Genomic DNA, 17064 nt, shown 5'->3' with positions numbered 1-17064 from the left:
CAGTCTATATAAATTCTACAAACCATTTTGTAATTTCGTCATTGCTAGTGATATAAATTTTACCACCTACAGCTTCAACTAATTCTTTAATATTATATAATCCAAAGCCTCTAACACCTTTTTTTGTGCTAAATCCCCTATTAAAGATTTTTTCTTTAAGTTCCTCATCTATCTTTTTCCCATTGTTTTCAACTAATATTTTTAATTTTTCTTCCTGTTTTATTGATACAAAAATATATCCATCAGTTCTTCCTATTAGTTCATCAATAGAATTTTCTATAAGATTTCCTAATATACAAACCATATCATGGGAAGTTATACCTCTAGGTAGTGATTCCAAATTGCACTCTTCATCTATAATCATTTCTATTTTGCTCTCCTCAGCCTTATTATACTTTGCCAAAAGTAATGCAGCTAAAGGAGCATCCTTTATATATTCTAAAGTTACTACAACCTCTTCCCTAACCTTAAACGTATTAAAAATATAATCTAAAGCTTCATTATACTCTTCTAATTGAATAAGTCCTGCAATTGTATGTAATTTATTCATAAACTCATGATTTTGAGCTCTTAAATCCCAATTAAGTTTTTTTATACCAGTTAACTCTTCTGCCATTTTATTAACCTCTGTTATATCTTTAAAAGTTACAACAGCACCTATATTATTTCCCTCATCGTTTATTAAAGGAGTATAATTAGCTATTATAGTTACCCCATTATATAGTTTTTGCTCAACATTTACATAATTAACTTTATACTTTATAACCTCTTTTAATGATTTAAATATTCCTGTATTTATTATTTCCTCATCTATATTATCATTATTAAAGAACTTTAATATCTCCTTTGCCTTCTCATTAATAAGAGATATTTTACCTTGATTATTTACAGCTACTACTCCCTCATAAATATTATTTATTAATGCATCTCTCTCTTTTAAAACCATAGCGATTTCTTTAGGCTCTAATCCAAAAATGGTTTTTTTAATATTTAAGGAAAGTAAAATAGCTCCTATAACCCCTATAATAAAAGCAAAAATTATATATGGAGATATTTTTCTTAAAAACAAATAAAATTCGTCTTTTATATTACCTTTTAAAACTCCTACACATACAGCACCAACTTGTTCACCATCTTTAAATATAGGAGTAAAAGCTCTTAAAGACTTTCCTAAGGTTCCATTTGCCTCTGATGTATACGTCCCTCCATATCTAAGTACTGCCTTTTCATCCATACCTGTAAACTTTAGCCCCACTTGGGTAGGTAATGGGTGAGAATATCTAGTACCTTCCATATCTAAAACTGTTATAAAATGCACACTTGTTTTTAGCCTAAGTCTTTCTACATAGTTAGCTACAGCATTTACCTTATCTGGCTGGCCAACATTTTCCTTTATAAAATCTAATGCAGCAACCATAGTAGCTGTATTAGTAACATTTCTCTTTATTTGATCCTCTATATTTGTTCTTGTACCTTCTACAGTAAAATATGATGTAGTAAATATAACTAAGGTTATTAATACCGTAATAAAAAGCATTATTTTACATTGTAACTTCATAACACTCTCCTATATACCTAAAATTTCAAAGTATAATTATACTTTATATTATATTATTAATTATTAATTAAATAAATGAAAGCTATATAAAAATATGTCATATATAATCGAAATATGACATATTTTTCTTAATTAAAATTTGTTATTTTAATTACTTTAATATATAAACCTTACAAAAAAATAAATTTTAATATTAATTGTAAAACTTTAATTTATAAGTTATTTTTATAGAAAAAAAGAGTTTTTTTTAATATATTGTTATAAAGTATATATTTTCTTCTTAAAATAGACTTTTTCCCACTTTAAACCTTTACAGAAATATGATAAAGTATACGTATACAAATCCCTTACTTATTTAACATTAGATTTCTAAAAAATTAGGTGCAACCATTTAGTTGCACCACTTTTATTTATATATCATTTATAAAATTAAAGAGTTTTTATAAACCTTCTAAAATTTTCTATTCCATTATCATCTCTTTTATATACTCCAGCGTCCTCTAAAACATCTTTAAATTTTATTCCTACTTCTTTTTCTATAATTTGTTGAACATTATTTTCATTTATATTACTATATTTATTTAGTAAATCTAATACCCAATCTTTATGCTTAACTAGTTCTTCATTATATTCTATATCATTTATATTTTTTTCCTTCAAAAGATATGGATTAAGATTTTTTAATTCTTCCTTTAATCTAGCCGGAAGAACAGCTAATCCCATAACCTCAATAAGACCTATATTTTCTTTCTTTATATGATGTAGCTCTTTATGAGGATGGAATATTCCATCTGGATATTCTTTTGATGTTCTGTTATTTCTTAGAACTAAATCCATTTCATATTTTCCATCTCGCATTCTTGCTATTGGAGTTATAGTATTATGAGGATTACTTTCAGTATAAGCATATATCTCCGCTTCTTTGTCAGAGTAATTTCTCCATTTAGAAAGTATATAATCGCTAAGATCTATTATCTTATTTTTATCTTTACCATTAAGTCTTATAACAGACATTGGCCATTTAATTCTACCTACACTTATATCATCAAAACCATTAATTTTAAAAATTTCCTCAGTCTCTGCTTTAGCCATTGGAAATTGATAATTCCCCCCCTGGAAGTGATCATGAGTTAATATAGATCCTCCTACTATAGGTAAATCTGCATTAGAACCTAAAAAATAATGAGGAAATTTCTCAACAAAATCCATTAATCTTTTAAATGTTTCTTTAGATATTTTCATAGGTTCATGCTCACCTTTTAAAACTATACAATGTTCATTATAGTACACATAAGGTGAATATTGTAAAAACCATTTTTCATTATTTAAATTTATTGGAATAATTCTATGATTTTGTCTTGCTGGATGATTTATTCTCCCCTCATATCCTTCATTTTCTTTACATAATAAACATTTAGGATATGAACTTGAAGGCATTTTTTTTGCCATAGCAATAGCCTTAGGATCCTTTTCAGGTTTTGAAAGGTTTATTGTAATATCTAAAGATCCATAGGAAGTATCCACTTTCCACTTTAAATCTTTTTTAACCCTATTCCATCTTATATAGTTAGATGCCTTACTCATTTCATAGAAAAATTCTGTTGCTTTTTTAGGGTTTTCAGAGTATAAATACTCAAATTTCTTTATTATTTCCGAAGGTCGCCCTACTAGACATCCCATTATTTTAGTATCAAATAAATCTTTAGATACATTTCCATCCTCTATTAACTTTTGATCTACTGCCCAGTTTAAAATATTATTTAAAATTTCTTCTAAATCATATTCCTTATAATCGACTTCTATTTCATCTATACCGTTAAGCCTTAAAACTTCTAAGATTCTATTTCTCGTATAAATTATATCTTCTTTTTCTATTAAGTTATTTTTTAATCCATATATTAATAACTTTTCTATTTCTTTTTGGATATTGACCATTATTATCACCTATTTCTTAAATCCATTTATATGATTTTTATGAAAGTTCCAAGCTGTTCTTATTATGTCCTCAATACTTGTATACTTAGGTTCCCAACCTAATACATTCTTTGCTTTTTCACTAGATGCAACTAAAACTGCTGGATCTCCAGCTCTTCTTTTAGCAACCTCTGCTGGAATTTCATGATTAGTTACTCTTCTAGCAGCTTCTATCATTTCTTTAACAGTAAATCCAGTTCCATTTCCTAAATTAAATATATCACTATCATGACCTTTTCTTAATCTATCAAAAGCTAAAAGATGAGCATCTATTAAATCATCTACGTGTATATAATCTCTTAAGCATGTACCATCTTTAGTTGGATAATCCTCTCCAAATATTAAAATTTTATCTCTTTTTCCTAAAGGCACTTGAAGTATTAAAGGAATTAAATGTGTTTCTGGATTATGATCCTCACCTATTAAACCACTTTCATTAGCACCTGCTACATTAAAGTATCTTAATGCAATATACCTAACCCCATGAGCTTTGTTTACCCACTTCATCATTTTTTCCATTGTTAATTTTGTTTCACCATAAGTATTAGTAGGATTTGTTTTATCTGTTTCTTTGATTGGTAAGCTTTCTGGTTCTCCATATACTGCTGCTGTTGATGAGAAAATTATTTTGTCAATTTTATTTTCAACCATAGCCTTTAATAAAACTTCTGTTCCGTGAACATTGTTATTAAAATATGTTAGAGGGATATTCATGCTTTCCCCAACTAGTGAATTAGCCGCAAAATGTATAACTCCTTCTATATCATTTTCTTTAAATACCTTATCTAAGAAGTTAAAATCCCTTATATCACCTTTATAAAACTTAGCTTTTTCATGAACAGCTTCTTTATGACCAGTTTCAAGATTATCTACAACTACAACATCTTCTCCCCTTTTTATTAATTCATAAACGCAATGAGAACCTATATATCCAGCTCCTCCACAAACTAATATACTCATCTTAAACCCTCCTAAGTAAATATTTAATCTATTTTATTTTTCTCGCACCATCACCAATTTTAGCTACATAAAATGTTGCCTCATAACCTATCTTTTCTTTGTATTTATCACCAACATTTTTAATAAAATCATCTATACTATCATTTTCTACAATGCTTACCGTACATCCACCAAAACCAGCTCCAGTCATTCTTGAACCAATAACACCTTTTTGGTTCCATGCTAAATCTACTAAAGTATCAAGTTCTAATCCTGTAACCTCGTAATCATCTCTTAATGATATATGAGAATCATTCATAAGTCTGCCAAAAGTTTTTATATCATTATTTTTTAAAGCTTCTACCGCCTTTAAAGTTCTTCTATTTTCATAAACAGCATGTTTTGCTCTTTTTCTTCTAATATCACTATCAATTAAACTAGAGTTTTTTTCAAACTCCTCTTCAGTTAGCTCTCCAAGAGAATTTATTTGAAGTTTACTTTTTAGCTCTTCTAAAGCTTTTTCACATTCAGCTCTTCTTTCATTGTATTTAGAATCAGCTAATCCTCTTCTCTTGTTTGTATTAGCAATCACTATTGATGCATTATCTAGTTTTACTGGTGCATAATCATATTTTAACGTATTTGTATCTAATAATATAGCACAATTTTCCTTTCCCATACCTATGGCAAATTGGTCCATTATGCCACAATTAACTCCTATAAATTTATTTTCTGCAAGCTTACTAAACTTAACAATATCTATCATAGAAACATCTAAATTAAATAAATCCTTTAATATAACTCCAGTTAAAACCTCTATTGAAGCTGATGAAGAAAGCCCAGCGCCATTTGGGATATCTCCCCTATACAGGATATCTAAGCCTTGATTTATTTTATATCCATTATTTTCAAAGGCCCAAATTACTCCCTTGGGATAATTCGCCCAATCAATTTTTTTATTATAAACTAAATCATCTAGTGAAAACTCTAAAACTCCTAATTTCTCAAAATTTTCAGAGTATAATCTTACCTTTCTATCATTCCTCTTACTAGCAATAGCATAAGTACCAAAAGTTAATGCACAAGGAAATACATTTCCTCCATTATAATCTGTATGCTCTCCTATTAAATTTACTCTACCTGGCGCAAAATAAATACTTCCATTTCCTTTATTGAAAACTTTTTCAAATTTATTTAATAAATTATTCATATAACCCCATCCTTTTATAAAAATAAATATATTCACCTTTAATATATTTTTATTTTAGTATTATTTTACTAAAATTTCAATAATTTTTTATTTATTTTTTACTTAGATTTGTATTTGTATTTTTTTGTTGTTTATTGTAATTTAGATAAATATTTTTTATTTTTTTACTATAAATTTATTTTTTTATAATAAAAAGGTGTTCTAAGATCATATAACAAAAAGTTTTATAATTTTAAAGATATGATAAACTTAAATAAAAAATATAACTTTATAATAGAAATTAATATAATATATTTATTATTTCTAAATCTAAATTGTTTTTTTATTCAATTAAATTTATATATTATTATTATAAATTCAAGTAGGTTTTTAATAATAAAATTTATTTTAATTTGAATTTAAAATTTAAAAATAATTTTATCTATAATTAAATTAAATACTTAAAAAATCAATTCTAACCTTTGTCTTAAACTCTCATATTATTCTTATAAAATTTACTATTTTTATAAATAAAATAGCATTTAGTAAGAATAAAATATATTCAAATCTAAATGCTACCAACCTTTTTCTTTTTTATTTTGGCGGAGAAAAGGGGATTTGAACCCCTGGTACTATTCCTATAATACACTTGTTTTCGAGACAAGCTCCTTAAGCCACTCGGACATTTCTCCATTATATTATTTTATCATTTTATAAAATATTTACCTATAAATTATACTCCTTTAAAAGTAATATATCAAAACTTTTGTGTTAATATTCTGAACCTTATGATATACTAAAGTTAAATATATACGGGGGTGTAATTTAATGAAAAAAATAGAAATGCTTATTGGTTATGACGCAAATAATTTTGAGAAAAAATTTAATGATAACTTTAGAAGAATATCATTATTTATGTATAATTACTTTAAAACAACCTTAGGAGATAAAGTAGCTGGTATGAATGTTGAACAAAATGTTTTATTTTCATGGACTTATTACTTTCTTACACTAGCTGATGAATCAAAAGAGGTAGGTAACAATGTAATGCTTAATATGTTAAAACATTTTGATCACTTAATAAATTCTGATGAGGATATAGAAATTAAGGGAACTAGAGAAAAAGGACAACTTCTTTTATTAGATGAAAGTTTCTGTAGAATATGGTTTAAAACAAGTATTTGTGGAATGATAGCTTATATTTATGGAAAAGAAAATGTTATGGATGCTATACAATACTTAGATGAAAATTACTTTAATAAAAATAAAGAATTTAGAACTATGCTACTACATGAGCCAGACAAGGTAACAGAAGCCTAAATTTAAAATAATAATAGGTAAATAGGGGGCCCTTATCTATTTAATTATATTGACTATGTCTATAGGCTAACTTAATTATTAAATAAATAAGTAAAATAACTATTACATCTGATGAACTTTTAAATAAAAAACAAGAATTAAAAAAATTCTTGTTTTTTTATTTAATTTATATTTATAAGCTTAAAAGTAAATCTTATAATAACTCAATGTATTAAATTAATTTTAACAAATATAACGAATCATTTCGTTTGTTAATAGTTCATTATATATGTATTATACATTTGTATTTTACCAATATATACTAGTATGTTACCATTTTAGTATAAGGTTAATTAATTTTTAAAAATTAACCTCTAGCGTTTTTTCATGCCTCAGTTTAGGCGATTCTTCCTTTAGGATCGTCTTATTTTTTATCTTCTTTCTTTAAAAAAATCTCTTAATATTTTGCTACATCTTTCATCATAACACCATTTAACTGATGTTATAAAATTTAAATTGTTATTTTGAAGTATATTAATAACTGAACCTGCTGCTCCAGAATTAGGATCAAAGGTTCCTATAAAAACTTTACCTATTCTACTTTGAAGAATAGCTCCAGCACACATTGGACAAGGTTCTAGTGTTACATACAATTCACACCGATTTAATCTCCAATTTCCCAACCTTCTCGCAGCCTCTTCTATTGCTAATATCTCAGCATGTGCTAAAGGTGAATTTGTAGTTTCTCTTAGATTATGAGCTTTAGCTATTACTTCCCCATCCTTTACAATCACAGCTCCTACAGGAACTTCATTTAAGTTCTTAGCTATAACAGCTTCTTTTAAAGCTACATCCATAAAATTCATTCATATCAATCCTATCATAAAAAATCTTTAAATATTTTAATATATAAGTAAAAATAACTTGTAAAATAAAATTTACAAGTTATTTAATCATGCTAAAATATCTAACTAAGTAAATACTCTAACTTTTTTAACTCTATTTTTTTCAATTTCTTCTACGATAAACTTTATATTTCCATACACAACTTCTTCATTTTCTTCTGGCATTCTTCCTAACTGACCTATAATAAAACCACCTATAGAATCAAATTCTTCTGATTCTATTTTCACTCCTATTTCATCACTTATATCATCTAGCTTTGCACTACCATCAATAATATATTCATCTTCTTTTACAACTTCTATTTCTTTATGAGCTTCATCATCATATTCATCTTCTATTTCTCCAACTATTTCTTCTAGTAGATCTTCTAATGTTACAATTCCTACTGTTCCACCATACTCATCTAAAACAACATACATATGGTTTCTAGTATTTTTCATTTCATTAAATAGTTCAGTTATCTTTTTAAATTCAAAAGTATATGACGGTTCTCTCATATATTTTTTGATTTCAAAATCTTTTTTATAATCATCAACAAGGATTAAGTCCTTTACATTTAATATTCCAACTATATCATCTATAGTTTCATTATATATAGGAATTCTTGAAAATTGTTCTTCTTTCATTACAGATAAAACTTCATCAAAGGTTGAATTTATATTAACTGCTATTATGTCCACTCTTGGAATCATTACATCCTTAACTTGAGAGTCTCCAAATTCAAAAACATTAAATATCATCTCTTTTTCTTCTTCTTCTAAAACACCCTCTTCTTCACTAACACCAACCATTGTTTTTAGCTCTTCTTCTGTAATAAATGGCTGAGTTCTATCAATGCTTCCACCTAATAGTTTAATTATAAAAGAAGATATCTTAGTAAAAATCCAAACAAAAGGAGTAAATACTTTAACTACTATATTTATAGGTTTTATAACCTTTAAAGATACACTTTCTGAATTTTGTTTTGCTAAGGTCTTTGGAGTTATTTCACCGAAAATTAAAACTAAAACAGTCATAACTGCTGTAGCTATAGCAATTCCAGTACTACCACCAAAAATTTGCGCTGCTACAGAAGATGCTAAAGCTGAAGCTCCTATATTAACAATATTATTTCCTATAAGTATGCTACCTAATAACCTATTAGGATCATCAGTAAGTTTCTCTACTAATTTAGCACCTTTAACTCCTTCTTCAACTAAATGCCTTGTTCTAATTTTGCTCAATGACATTAAGGCAGTTTCTGATGCTGAGAAAAATCCTGAAAGTATCAGCAATATTATTAACAAAATTAACTGCCACGTAAAACTGTCCAAAAACACCACTCTCCTATTTTCTAAAATTTATATTATTATTATATCATACTTAATAAAGGTTATAAGTTTTTAAAATTTAATTTAATATAAAGTATTTAAAATATTTTTTAAATATATTTTTATAGAATTTATTTCTTATTATAATCTTTAATTAACACTCTCTAATACATTTATGTCCTTATAATATATAAATATTCCTTATATATTATAAGTATTTTACAAAAATAAAATTACTATTACAATTCTGTTATATATTTGTTTTTATATTGTTTTTTATTAATCATTGTTTTATACTATGAACATAGTTCGTAAAGGAGACTTTTTTATTATGCCAAAAATATTACCCAATATAAGAGAAAATATTTTAGAAGAAGGTAAAAAAGTATTAACTAATTATGGTTATGATTGTCTTAACATAAGAACATTAGCTAAAAACTGTAATATAGGTATAGGTACTTTTTATAATTATTTTTCTAATAAAGATAAATTAATTATAGAAATAATAAGAACAGACTGGGCCAAAGCTTTAATACCATTTAATAAAATAATTAATTCTCCAGATTATACTTTAAAATATAAACTAAAAATTATATATAATGATATAGATTTATTTCTTAATAATTATATGACTACATTTCTAATGCTTGTATCTAAAGGTAAAAAATGTAGTCATAATAAAGAAATATTATATCCCGTTTGCGAAGCTATAAATAAAACTCTTATTTATCATAAAAATAAAGGTGATATAAATCCTTCTTTAACTTGTGATAAATTATCAAAAATACTATTAAATAATATAATATTCATAGCTAAAGAAAAAGATATTACTTTTGAAGATTTATATAATTCCTTTAAATTCTAATTAAAACTTAAAGTATTCTTAATAGATTAATTACATTTGTAAATTAATTCTAAATAAAGAGTACTATTTATTTAACATTTTATGAACAATGTTCAGAAAGGAGAAAGTTATGGAAAAAAATAAAAGTAGAAATCTGTTACTTGTAATATTTTTATTAGGTATATTTATAGGGGCCTTAGATACTGGAATAGTATCTCCAGCCCGTACTGTTATAGCTGATGGATTCAAAATATCAGATACTGCAAGTATATGGATAGTAACTATTTATACCCTTACTTATGCTGTTTCAATGCCTATAGCTGGTAAAATTTCTGATAGACTAGGTAAAAAGAAAATATTTACAATAAGTATATTAATATTTGGCATAGGTTCTCTACTATGCGGACTTTCTAGTTTTACAGATAACTATGGATTATTTTTAGGAGCTAGAGTTATACAAGCTATAGGTGGTGGTGGCATAATGCCAATTGCTACTGCTTACATAGGAGAAAGTTTTCCTATTGAAAAAAGAGGTTCTGCTTTAGGATTAGTAGGTGCTATGTATGGTATCGCTACAACACTAGGACCTACTGTAGGTTCATTTATACTTGATACCTTTGGAGATAAAGATTGGGGATTTTTATTCTTTATAAATATTCCTATTTGCATTTTCGTAATAATAGTATCTTTAATAGTTAAGGACGAAGGAATATTACATCCTTCAAAGAAGATGGACATTTTAGGAAGCGTTTTAGCCAGTTTAACAATACTTTCTTTAATGTATGGAATAACAAATTTAAAATTTCATGACTTTTTTAATAGTTTAAAATCTGTAGATGTTTATCCCTATTTAATCGCCTTTATAATAATACTACCATTATTCATTATGGTTGAGAAAAAAGCAGAAGATCCTATTATAAACTTGAAATATTTTACAGATAGACAAATAGCTATAACTTTATTATTAAGCTTTTTAGTTGGATGCGGAATGATGGGTACAGTCTTTGTACCTCAATTTGGTGAAAATGTGCTAAGATTAAAAGTTGGCTCTGGTGGATATTTAGTAACACTAATGGCTATATTCTCTGGAATAGCTGCTCCTATAGGTGGTAAATTTATAGACAAATTTTCTGCTAAAGCTCTTTTATTATTAGGTTTTTCATCTACTATATTAGGTTCATTAATATTAGCCTTATATACAACATCTCATCCTGGAATGGCTTCATTAATAATAGGATTATTATTTTGCGGACTAGGTATGGGCTTTACTATGGGAACTCCTTTAAATTACTTAATGCAATCTTATGTAGATCCTAGTGAAGCTGGTTCAGCACAATCAACTCTATCACTTATAAGATCTGTAGGTGTTGCTGTTTCCCCTAATATATTAGTAAACTTTATATCAGATGCAGCACAAAAAATGCCTAGTAAAATCCAAGCAGTTATGCCAAAACTAGATATACCTGGTATGGCTCAAAACTCTGCTAATTCAATGTTTAGTGGAAGTAGTGGAGCTGAGATGGCTAAAGCATTTCAAAATGCTGATGTTAATACAATATTTGATGTAATTAAAAACTTTTCTCATTCAATGATGGATAAAATGACACCTATATTAAAACAAAATTTTTCTAATTCTCAATTACCTCCTGGAACTACTCCAGATATGATGGTAAATAAAATTCAAAGTAATTATTTTAATTCATTAGATGGAGCAAAAGCTGCAATAGAAAATACTTTTCAACATGTTTTAAATATGGGATTCCGTAATTTATTTTTATGTGCAGCAATAATAGCTTTAATAGCTTTAATATTTACCTTATTTCTTTCAAACAAAACTAAAAAAATTATAAAATGATTTAAACTATATAAAAAGGAGTGTATTAAAAGTATTTTTAATACACTCCTTTTTTATTGAAATTAATCCTATAAAAATTTTAAATTACTTATATATATTAAATATAAAAAAATAAGTTGTAAAATATATGATCCTTTTACCATATACATAAAAAAATTATTTAAATAATCTCTTTTTATAATAAGCTTTAACCTGATAAATATTGCCTAAATAATTAAGTCATAAAAGACTGTCATTAACTTTAAAAATTATTATAGGAGCTTTTTGTATCCCTAAAGAATAATAATATTGTGACCAATACATAGGCTAATTAATATGTTAAATCTTACTTTTTATTATATTTAAAATTTTATATTTTCCCTAAGTATCCTACAAAATTATAAATACTAATAGCTATTACAATAAAAACTAATGTTGTATAAACTTTATCTACTCCCTTTAATGATAGCTTCTTAGAAATCATAGGCCCTATTGTTCCGCCTAATAAACCTCCAGCTAACATAAAGATACATACATACCAGCTAAAATTTGGAACCTTACCTCTAAATATTGTGAATAATAAACTTGTTAGTTGTGAAAAGAAAATTATATATATTGAATTAAGAGCTGCAGTCTTACTATTCATTGAAAATAACAAGTATAAAATAGCAAGATTAATTGGACCCCCACCTATTCCCATAAATGCTGATATTGAACCTAAAAAAAATCCTATTATAATACAAACTATATTATTTTCTATGTTATACACCTTACATTTACTTTTATTTAAACTAAAAATAAGAACTCCTATAGTTACTATAACCAACAACATAGACTGTGATGCTCCAACAACAGCTCCATTTCCATAACTTACTTTTATGATATCAAAAATATACTTTCCTATTATTCCTCCAATAGCACCACCAACAGCTAGTAAAGTTCCCTTTCTTTTATCAATTTTCACAGTAGAGTTTCTACTTCTAAATAATGTCATACTAGTCATTGCTAGTACTGTACATCCTGATAAAAAACTTATAGTTGATACATTTAAAATTCCTAAAGCATCAAGTATAGGTTTTATAATAACTCCTCCACCTATACCACTTATAGCTCCAACTATACATGAACATAAGCAAACAAAAAAGTAAATTATACTCATAAATCCCATACCCCTAAAATTAATCTTTATACTTTATGTAATTTAAAGCCTTATGATATCCTTTAGATTATCATAAACAATTATTTTAGCTTATATATTATTTATTTTTTTACACAAAATATTTAAATTACTATATATTAAATTGTGTTTTTTTTAACAATTTATAATTTGATATTACTCTTATTTATTAATGAAATCCAATCTATTTTTCTTATATTATAAATATATATTTACCTATATGCTTTTTAAAATTATAAATTTAATAAAAATATATAAGTAATTTTTACGCATTGATTATATTTTATATTTTCTTATAAAAGATGACAAAATTATCTTAATATAAATTTATTAAGATAATTTTAATTATTATGAAAAAATGAAATATTCCTATGTACTATCCATTAAATTTTATAGGGAATTTTTATTCTTGAAAAAGATAGGTTAATTATATAATTCTATACATGATATGATATTACTTCTATTAATATTTTGCTATTGAAAAACTTATGGAATTTATTAATTAATTTTATATATATACAATATAATAATTATAATTTATAAATATACTATTAATTATGTGGATTGAAATTTATTTACAACAAACTACTGATAATTTATCAATAATAAATAATATTTTATATAAAAAATGCTTTAGCAATCTCACTAAAGCATTTTTAAAATTATATGGTATCCCCAGTAGGAATCGAACCTACATTTATCCCTTAAGAGGGGATTGTTCTATCCATTGAACTATGAGGACTTAACAGCGACACAATATATATTTTAAAACTTACATATGCCATTGTCAACATATAACTTCTTAAGGGGATTTTTACAGTAAACTTAAAGATTTTTCTATTAATATTCCTTCTCTAGTATTGTAATCATATTGAGAACTTACTTTGATACAATTAACTACAAAGTCCATAGCCTTCATAACAGAATCATCAAAAGTTTCACCATTTATATAATAACTTATAAGTGCTGATGTAAATATATCACCTGTACCTCCATAAGATTTTAGACACCTTTTATTAAAGTAACTTTTATAATCATCATCATTTTCATACCATATAACTCCTAACTCATTCTCTTTTTCAATACTTGTTATAATCCCTCTATAGGAACCTAAATCTTTTAAACCCTTAATTAACTTATTTATTCTTATAGAATTAGCAGGTTCCTTTGGATCTAATCCAACTAAATAACAGGCTTCAGTATAATTAGGAGTTATTACATCACTATATTTTATTAAATTTCTTATTCCTTCTACCATGTCCATCTCCATGTTAGAATATAATTTATGGTTATCTCCAAAAACTGGATCAACCACTATTAAATTATTTCGATTTTTAAATTCTTTTATAAATTTTTCTGTAATTTTAAGTTCATTTATCCCACCGAGATATCCTGTATAAACACAATCGAACTCTAACTTTAACTCTTTCCAATGATTAAAATTTCTTTCCATAAAATCATTTAATCCTTGCTTTGCTACAGTTCCAAAACCTCCTGTGTGTGTTGATAAAACCATAGTAGGAACAGGACAAACCTCTATCTCCTTATAAGCCATTATTGGAATTATATTCATAAGGGCAGCTCTTCCATACCCGCATAAATCATGTATTGCCATAACTCTTTTAACTGGCTTTTTCATCTTATCTACCTCCATTAAATAGTTGTACTCCACTTCTTATCACTAAAGGTTTTATTATAATAGCTAATGGAATTGTAATTAAAACACCTATTATTGTAGTTATTATTGATGTGCTTAATCCTAATACAGCTCCTATCCATCCCTTGAAAAATATCCAATTAGCTATAAAATATCCAAACAATGAAACTAGACCTCCAGATATAAATGCTAATATATTTAATTTGTTATTATTACCATTATTATTATGATAGAAAGCAATTTTCCCTGCTACATACCCTGTAAGTCCCTTTATTATAAGAGTCGGTATAATATAGGCTGCAAATTTAGGATCCATAGCATCAAAAAGAGCACAACCTATTCCTGCTGAAATACCAGCATCAGGACCTAAAAGTATAGCTGATAAAAATATCATAGTAGTACCTAAATGAATCATTGAATTATATCCACCAAAAACTATTGGTATATGTATATAAGTTCCTATAAAGCATAATGCTGCAAACAATCCTATTCTTACTAATCTTTTAACCTTCATATAAATTACCTCCTTAAAACTAATATATCAATCTATGTATATTATTATATTATTTCTACAATTCCCTTAAATCAAATGTACCGGTACATATACCTTTTATAATATATAATATAAAAGGAGCCTCCTATATACCTAAGATGGCTCCTTTAAAATATTAATTTTTACCTATTAACCCATAAAAACTAACATCTATTAGATTATTTATTACTTTATCTAAATCAACTTTATCTATAGTAAATATTTCATATACTGCTGAGGATATCAATACACCAAAAAAAGTATGAGCCATAAAATTAGCATCTCCCTTTTTTATCAATCCTTCATCCATAGCCTCTTTTATATAAATTTCTATCTCTTTAAAATAATCTAAAAGTCTTGTTCTAATTTGTAATTGCCTAATTTCTTGTCCCCATAATTGACTTATTAAAACTCTAAAAAATTCTTTATTTTTATATAACATAGTTAATTGAATTCTACATATATTCTTTAATTTTTCTAAAGGATCAATATTTTCATTATCTATATCCTTCAGGTGATTCTGCAATACTTTTATGCCTTCATCTATTATAAAATTAAAAATTTCTTCCTTGCTTTTAAAATGATAGTATAATGTTCCCTTTACAACTCCTGCCTCTAATACTATCTCATCAATGGTTGCTCCATTGTATCCTCTCTTTGAAAAAATATTTATAGCGGCTTCTATAATAGATTTCTTAGTTTTATTCATTTATATCACTCCATATTGATTTTGTAGCTAGATTTAACATTAAACTTTATTTATAAATTATTTCTTATAGAATAACTCTTTTTAACATTCTTAACAATATTAACTTTTTCTTTGAATTTTATTAATTATAAAATTCTTAATTATATCTTAATATTTACTTTATAATCTCTTTTACTGTTATTTTAATTCAAAGAATGTGATAAAATAATCTTATTATTTGATTTTAAGTGAGGGAAATTATGATTAAAGTATATGATAGAAAAACAAAGGATTATGAAATAGAAAGCATAGCAGGAAAAAAATATATAGAATGGTCCTATAATTCTCCTATTGGTAAAGGATTTACAGAGCTTTTTGTAAAGAAAAAACTTTTTTCTAAGTTTTATGGCTCTTTTTGTGATAGTCCTATGAGTAAAAAGAAAATAGCTCCTTTTATAAATGATTTCAATATAGATATGTCTATTTCAAAAAATAAAATAAATGACTTTAAAAATTTCAACGATTTCTTCACTAGAAAATTAAAACCTTCTGCTAGACCTGTAGATATGGATAAAAATATATTAGTATCTCCTGGTGATGGAAGATTAACTGTTATAGATAATATAGACTTAAATAAAATAGTTCAAATAAAGGGATTAACTTATTCATTAAAAGAATTAATAAATGACTATGATGTAGCAAAAAATTATGAAGGCGGAACTTGTTTAATCTTAAGATTATGTCCTTTAGACTATCATAGATTTCATTTTGTAGATAATGGTATTTGTGAAGAAACCAAAAAAATAAAAGGAAATTATTATTCCGTAAATCCAATAGCTTTAAACAGTATACCTAAGCTTTTTTGTCAAAATAAAAGAGAATGGTGTATTTTTAAATCTGAAAACTTTGATGATATAATTCATGTAGAAGTTGGAGCAACCTGTGTTGGTACAATAATACAAACTTATAATCCTAATACACCTATAAAAAAGGGTGATGAAAAGGGATATTTTAAATTTGGAGGATCTACTACAATTCTTTTCTTTAAAAAAGGTACTATAAAGATAGATGAAGATATTATAAACCAATCATCTTTAGGGTATGAAACAAAAGTTTTAATGGGAGAATCAATCGGTAAAAAGATTATTTCAAAGTAA

The 17064-nt window shown here is 25.8% G+C and carries 14 protein-coding genes and 2 tRNA genes; 4 read left to right on the top strand and 12 right to left on the bottom strand.

What is annotated here, in order from left to right; all coding sequences use genetic code 11:
• Nucleotides 1–4 precede the first annotated feature (4 nt).
• The 5 genes from BUA70_RS06795 to BUA70_RS06775 all read right to left on the bottom strand — a co-directional run bounded on the left by BUA70_RS06795 (nucleotide 5) and on the right by BUA70_RS06775 (nucleotide 6352).
• The gene (locus tag BUA70_RS06795) at nucleotides 5–1558 is read right to left on the bottom strand and encodes an ATP-binding protein (protein WP_072895291.1); all 1554 of its coding nucleotides are present in this window, start codon (nucleotides 1556–1558) and stop codon (nucleotides 5–7) included.
• 429 nt (nucleotides 1559–1987) lie between these two features.
• Nucleotides 1988–3493, bottom strand: coding sequence for a UDP-glucose--hexose-1-phosphate uridylyltransferase (galT, locus tag BUA70_RS06790; RefSeq protein WP_072895288.1), 1506 nt, complete (start codon nucleotides 3491–3493; stop codon nucleotides 1988–1990).
• A 9-nt stretch (nucleotides 3494–3502) separates the two neighbouring features.
• On the bottom strand, nucleotides 3503–4492 hold the full coding sequence (gene galE / locus BUA70_RS06785) for a UDP-glucose 4-epimerase GalE (RefSeq protein WP_072895285.1): 990 nt from the start codon (nucleotides 4490–4492) through the stop codon (nucleotides 3503–3505).
• Between the two features lie 28 nt (nucleotides 4493–4520).
• Nucleotides 4521–5681 carry a galactokinase gene (locus BUA70_RS06780; RefSeq protein ID WP_072895283.1) on the bottom strand — a complete coding sequence of 387 codons (1161 nt, stop codon included), beginning with the start codon at nucleotides 5679–5681 and terminating at the stop codon, nucleotides 4521–4523.
• A gap of 579 nt (nucleotides 5682–6260) precedes the next feature.
• Nucleotides 6261–6352: transfer RNA gene (locus BUA70_RS06775), tRNA-Ser, on the bottom strand.
• Nucleotides 6353–6488: 136 nt separating this feature from the next.
• Between BUA70_RS06775 and BUA70_RS06770 the strand changes: the two genes are divergently transcribed.
• Nucleotides 6489–6980: a hypothetical protein gene (locus tag BUA70_RS06770; protein WP_072895280.1), complete on the top strand. Its 492-nt coding sequence runs from the start codon at nucleotides 6489–6491 to the stop codon at nucleotides 6978–6980.
• Between the two features lie 410 nt (nucleotides 6981–7390).
• Here the strand turns inward: BUA70_RS06770 and BUA70_RS06765 are convergent, their stop codons facing one another.
• Nucleotides 7391–7825: a nucleoside deaminase gene (locus BUA70_RS06765; protein ID WP_072895276.1), complete on the bottom strand. Its 435-nt coding sequence runs from the start codon at nucleotides 7823–7825 to the stop codon at nucleotides 7391–7393.
• Between the two features lie 105 nt (nucleotides 7826–7930).
• A complete protein-coding gene (locus tag BUA70_RS06760; protein ID WP_072895275.1) occupies nucleotides 7931–9178 on the bottom strand; it encodes an HlyC/CorC family transporter in 1248 nt (415 codons plus the stop codon).
• A 328-nt stretch (nucleotides 9179–9506) separates the two neighbouring features.
• Here BUA70_RS06760 and BUA70_RS06755 point away from each other — a divergent pair, with 328 nt between their 5' ends.
• Both BUA70_RS06755 and BUA70_RS06750 read left to right on the top strand, forming a co-directional pair.
• Nucleotides 9507–10040 (top strand): TetR/AcrR family transcriptional regulator, encoded by a 534-nt coding sequence (locus tag BUA70_RS06755; RefSeq protein ID WP_072895272.1) that lies wholly within the window; start codon nucleotides 9507–9509, stop codon nucleotides 10038–10040.
• Nucleotides 10041–10149: 109 nt separating this feature from the next.
• Nucleotides 10150–11874: an MFS transporter gene (locus tag BUA70_RS06750; protein WP_072895268.1), complete on the top strand. Its 1725-nt coding sequence runs from the start codon at nucleotides 10150–10152 to the stop codon at nucleotides 11872–11874.
• Nucleotides 11875–12223: 349 nt separating this feature from the next.
• Here the strand turns inward: BUA70_RS06750 and BUA70_RS06745 are convergent, their stop codons facing one another.
• The 5 genes from BUA70_RS06745 to BUA70_RS06725 form a co-directional block, all read right to left on the bottom strand.
• A complete protein-coding gene (locus tag BUA70_RS06745) occupies nucleotides 12224–13012 on the bottom strand; it encodes a sulfite exporter TauE/SafE family protein (RefSeq protein ID WP_072895265.1) in 789 nt (262 codons plus the stop codon).
• Between the two features lie 685 nt (nucleotides 13013–13697).
• A tRNA-Lys gene (locus BUA70_RS06740) sits at nucleotides 13698–13772 on the bottom strand.
• A 72-nt stretch (nucleotides 13773–13844) separates the two neighbouring features.
• A complete protein-coding gene (locus BUA70_RS06735; RefSeq protein ID WP_072895262.1) occupies nucleotides 13845–14669 on the bottom strand; it encodes a pyridoxamine kinase in 825 nt (274 codons plus the stop codon).
• A 1-nt stretch (nucleotide 14670) separates the two neighbouring features.
• Nucleotides 14671–15201: an ECF transporter S component gene (locus tag BUA70_RS06730; protein ID WP_072895259.1), complete on the bottom strand. Its 531-nt coding sequence runs from the start codon at nucleotides 15199–15201 to the stop codon at nucleotides 14671–14673.
• Nucleotides 15202–15355: 154 nt separating this feature from the next.
• Nucleotides 15356–15928, bottom strand: a complete 573-nt coding sequence (locus tag BUA70_RS06725) for a TetR/AcrR family transcriptional regulator (RefSeq protein ID WP_072895256.1) — start codon at nucleotides 15926–15928, stop codon at nucleotides 15356–15358.
• Nucleotides 15929–16167: 239 nt separating this feature from the next.
• Between BUA70_RS06725 and BUA70_RS06720 the strand changes: the two genes are divergently transcribed.
• Nucleotides 16168–17064, top strand: coding sequence for a phosphatidylserine decarboxylase (locus BUA70_RS06720; protein ID WP_072895253.1), 897 nt, complete (start codon nucleotides 16168–16170; stop codon nucleotides 17062–17064).

This window comes from Clostridium fallax (assembly GCF_900129365.1).
Taxonomy (GTDB): Bacteria; Bacillota; Clostridia; order Clostridiales; family Clostridiaceae; genus Clostridium_AH; species Clostridium_AH fallax.
This window is presented reverse-complemented; position numbering and strand designations above follow the sequence as displayed.

Excerpts from the sequence above, each read along its gene's own strand:
- BUA70_RS06795 (WP_072895291.1), bottom strand. The coding sequence starts at position 1,558 with ATGAAGTTACAATGTAAAATAATGCTTTTTATTACGGTATTAATAACC.
- galT (WP_072895288.1), bottom strand. The coding sequence starts at position 3,493 with ATGGTCAATATCCAAAAAGAAATAGAAAAGTTATTAATATATGGATTA.
- galE (WP_072895285.1), bottom strand. The coding sequence starts at position 4,492 with ATGAGTATATTAGTTTGTGGAGGAGCTGGATATATAGGTTCTCATTGC.
- BUA70_RS06780 (WP_072895283.1), bottom strand. The coding sequence starts at position 5,681 with ATGAATAATTTATTAAATAAATTTGAAAAAGTTTTCAATAAAGGAAAT.
- BUA70_RS06770 (WP_072895280.1), top strand. The coding sequence starts at position 6,489 with ATGAAAAAAATAGAAATGCTTATTGGTTATGACGCAAATAATTTTGAG.
- BUA70_RS06765 (WP_072895276.1), bottom strand. The coding sequence starts at position 7,825 with ATGAATTTTATGGATGTAGCTTTAAAAGAAGCTGTTATAGCTAAGAAC.
- BUA70_RS06755 (WP_072895272.1), top strand. The coding sequence starts at position 9,507 with ATGCCAAAAATATTACCCAATATAAGAGAAAATATTTTAGAAGAAGGT.
- BUA70_RS06750 (WP_072895268.1), top strand. The coding sequence starts at position 10,150 with ATGGAAAAAAATAAAAGTAGAAATCTGTTACTTGTAATATTTTTATTA.
- BUA70_RS06745 (WP_072895265.1), bottom strand. The coding sequence starts at position 13,012 with ATGAGTATAATTTACTTTTTTGTTTGCTTATGTTCATGTATAGTTGGA.
- BUA70_RS06735 (WP_072895262.1), bottom strand. The coding sequence starts at position 14,669 with ATGAAAAAGCCAGTTAAAAGAGTTATGGCAATACATGATTTATGCGGG.
- BUA70_RS06730 (WP_072895259.1), bottom strand. The coding sequence starts at position 15,201 with ATGAAGGTTAAAAGATTAGTAAGAATAGGATTGTTTGCAGCATTATGC.
- BUA70_RS06725 (WP_072895256.1), bottom strand. The coding sequence starts at position 15,928 with ATGAATAAAACTAAGAAATCTATTATAGAAGCCGCTATAAATATTTTT.
- BUA70_RS06720 (WP_072895253.1), top strand. The coding sequence starts at position 16,168 with ATGATTAAAGTATATGATAGAAAAACAAAGGATTATGAAATAGAAAGC.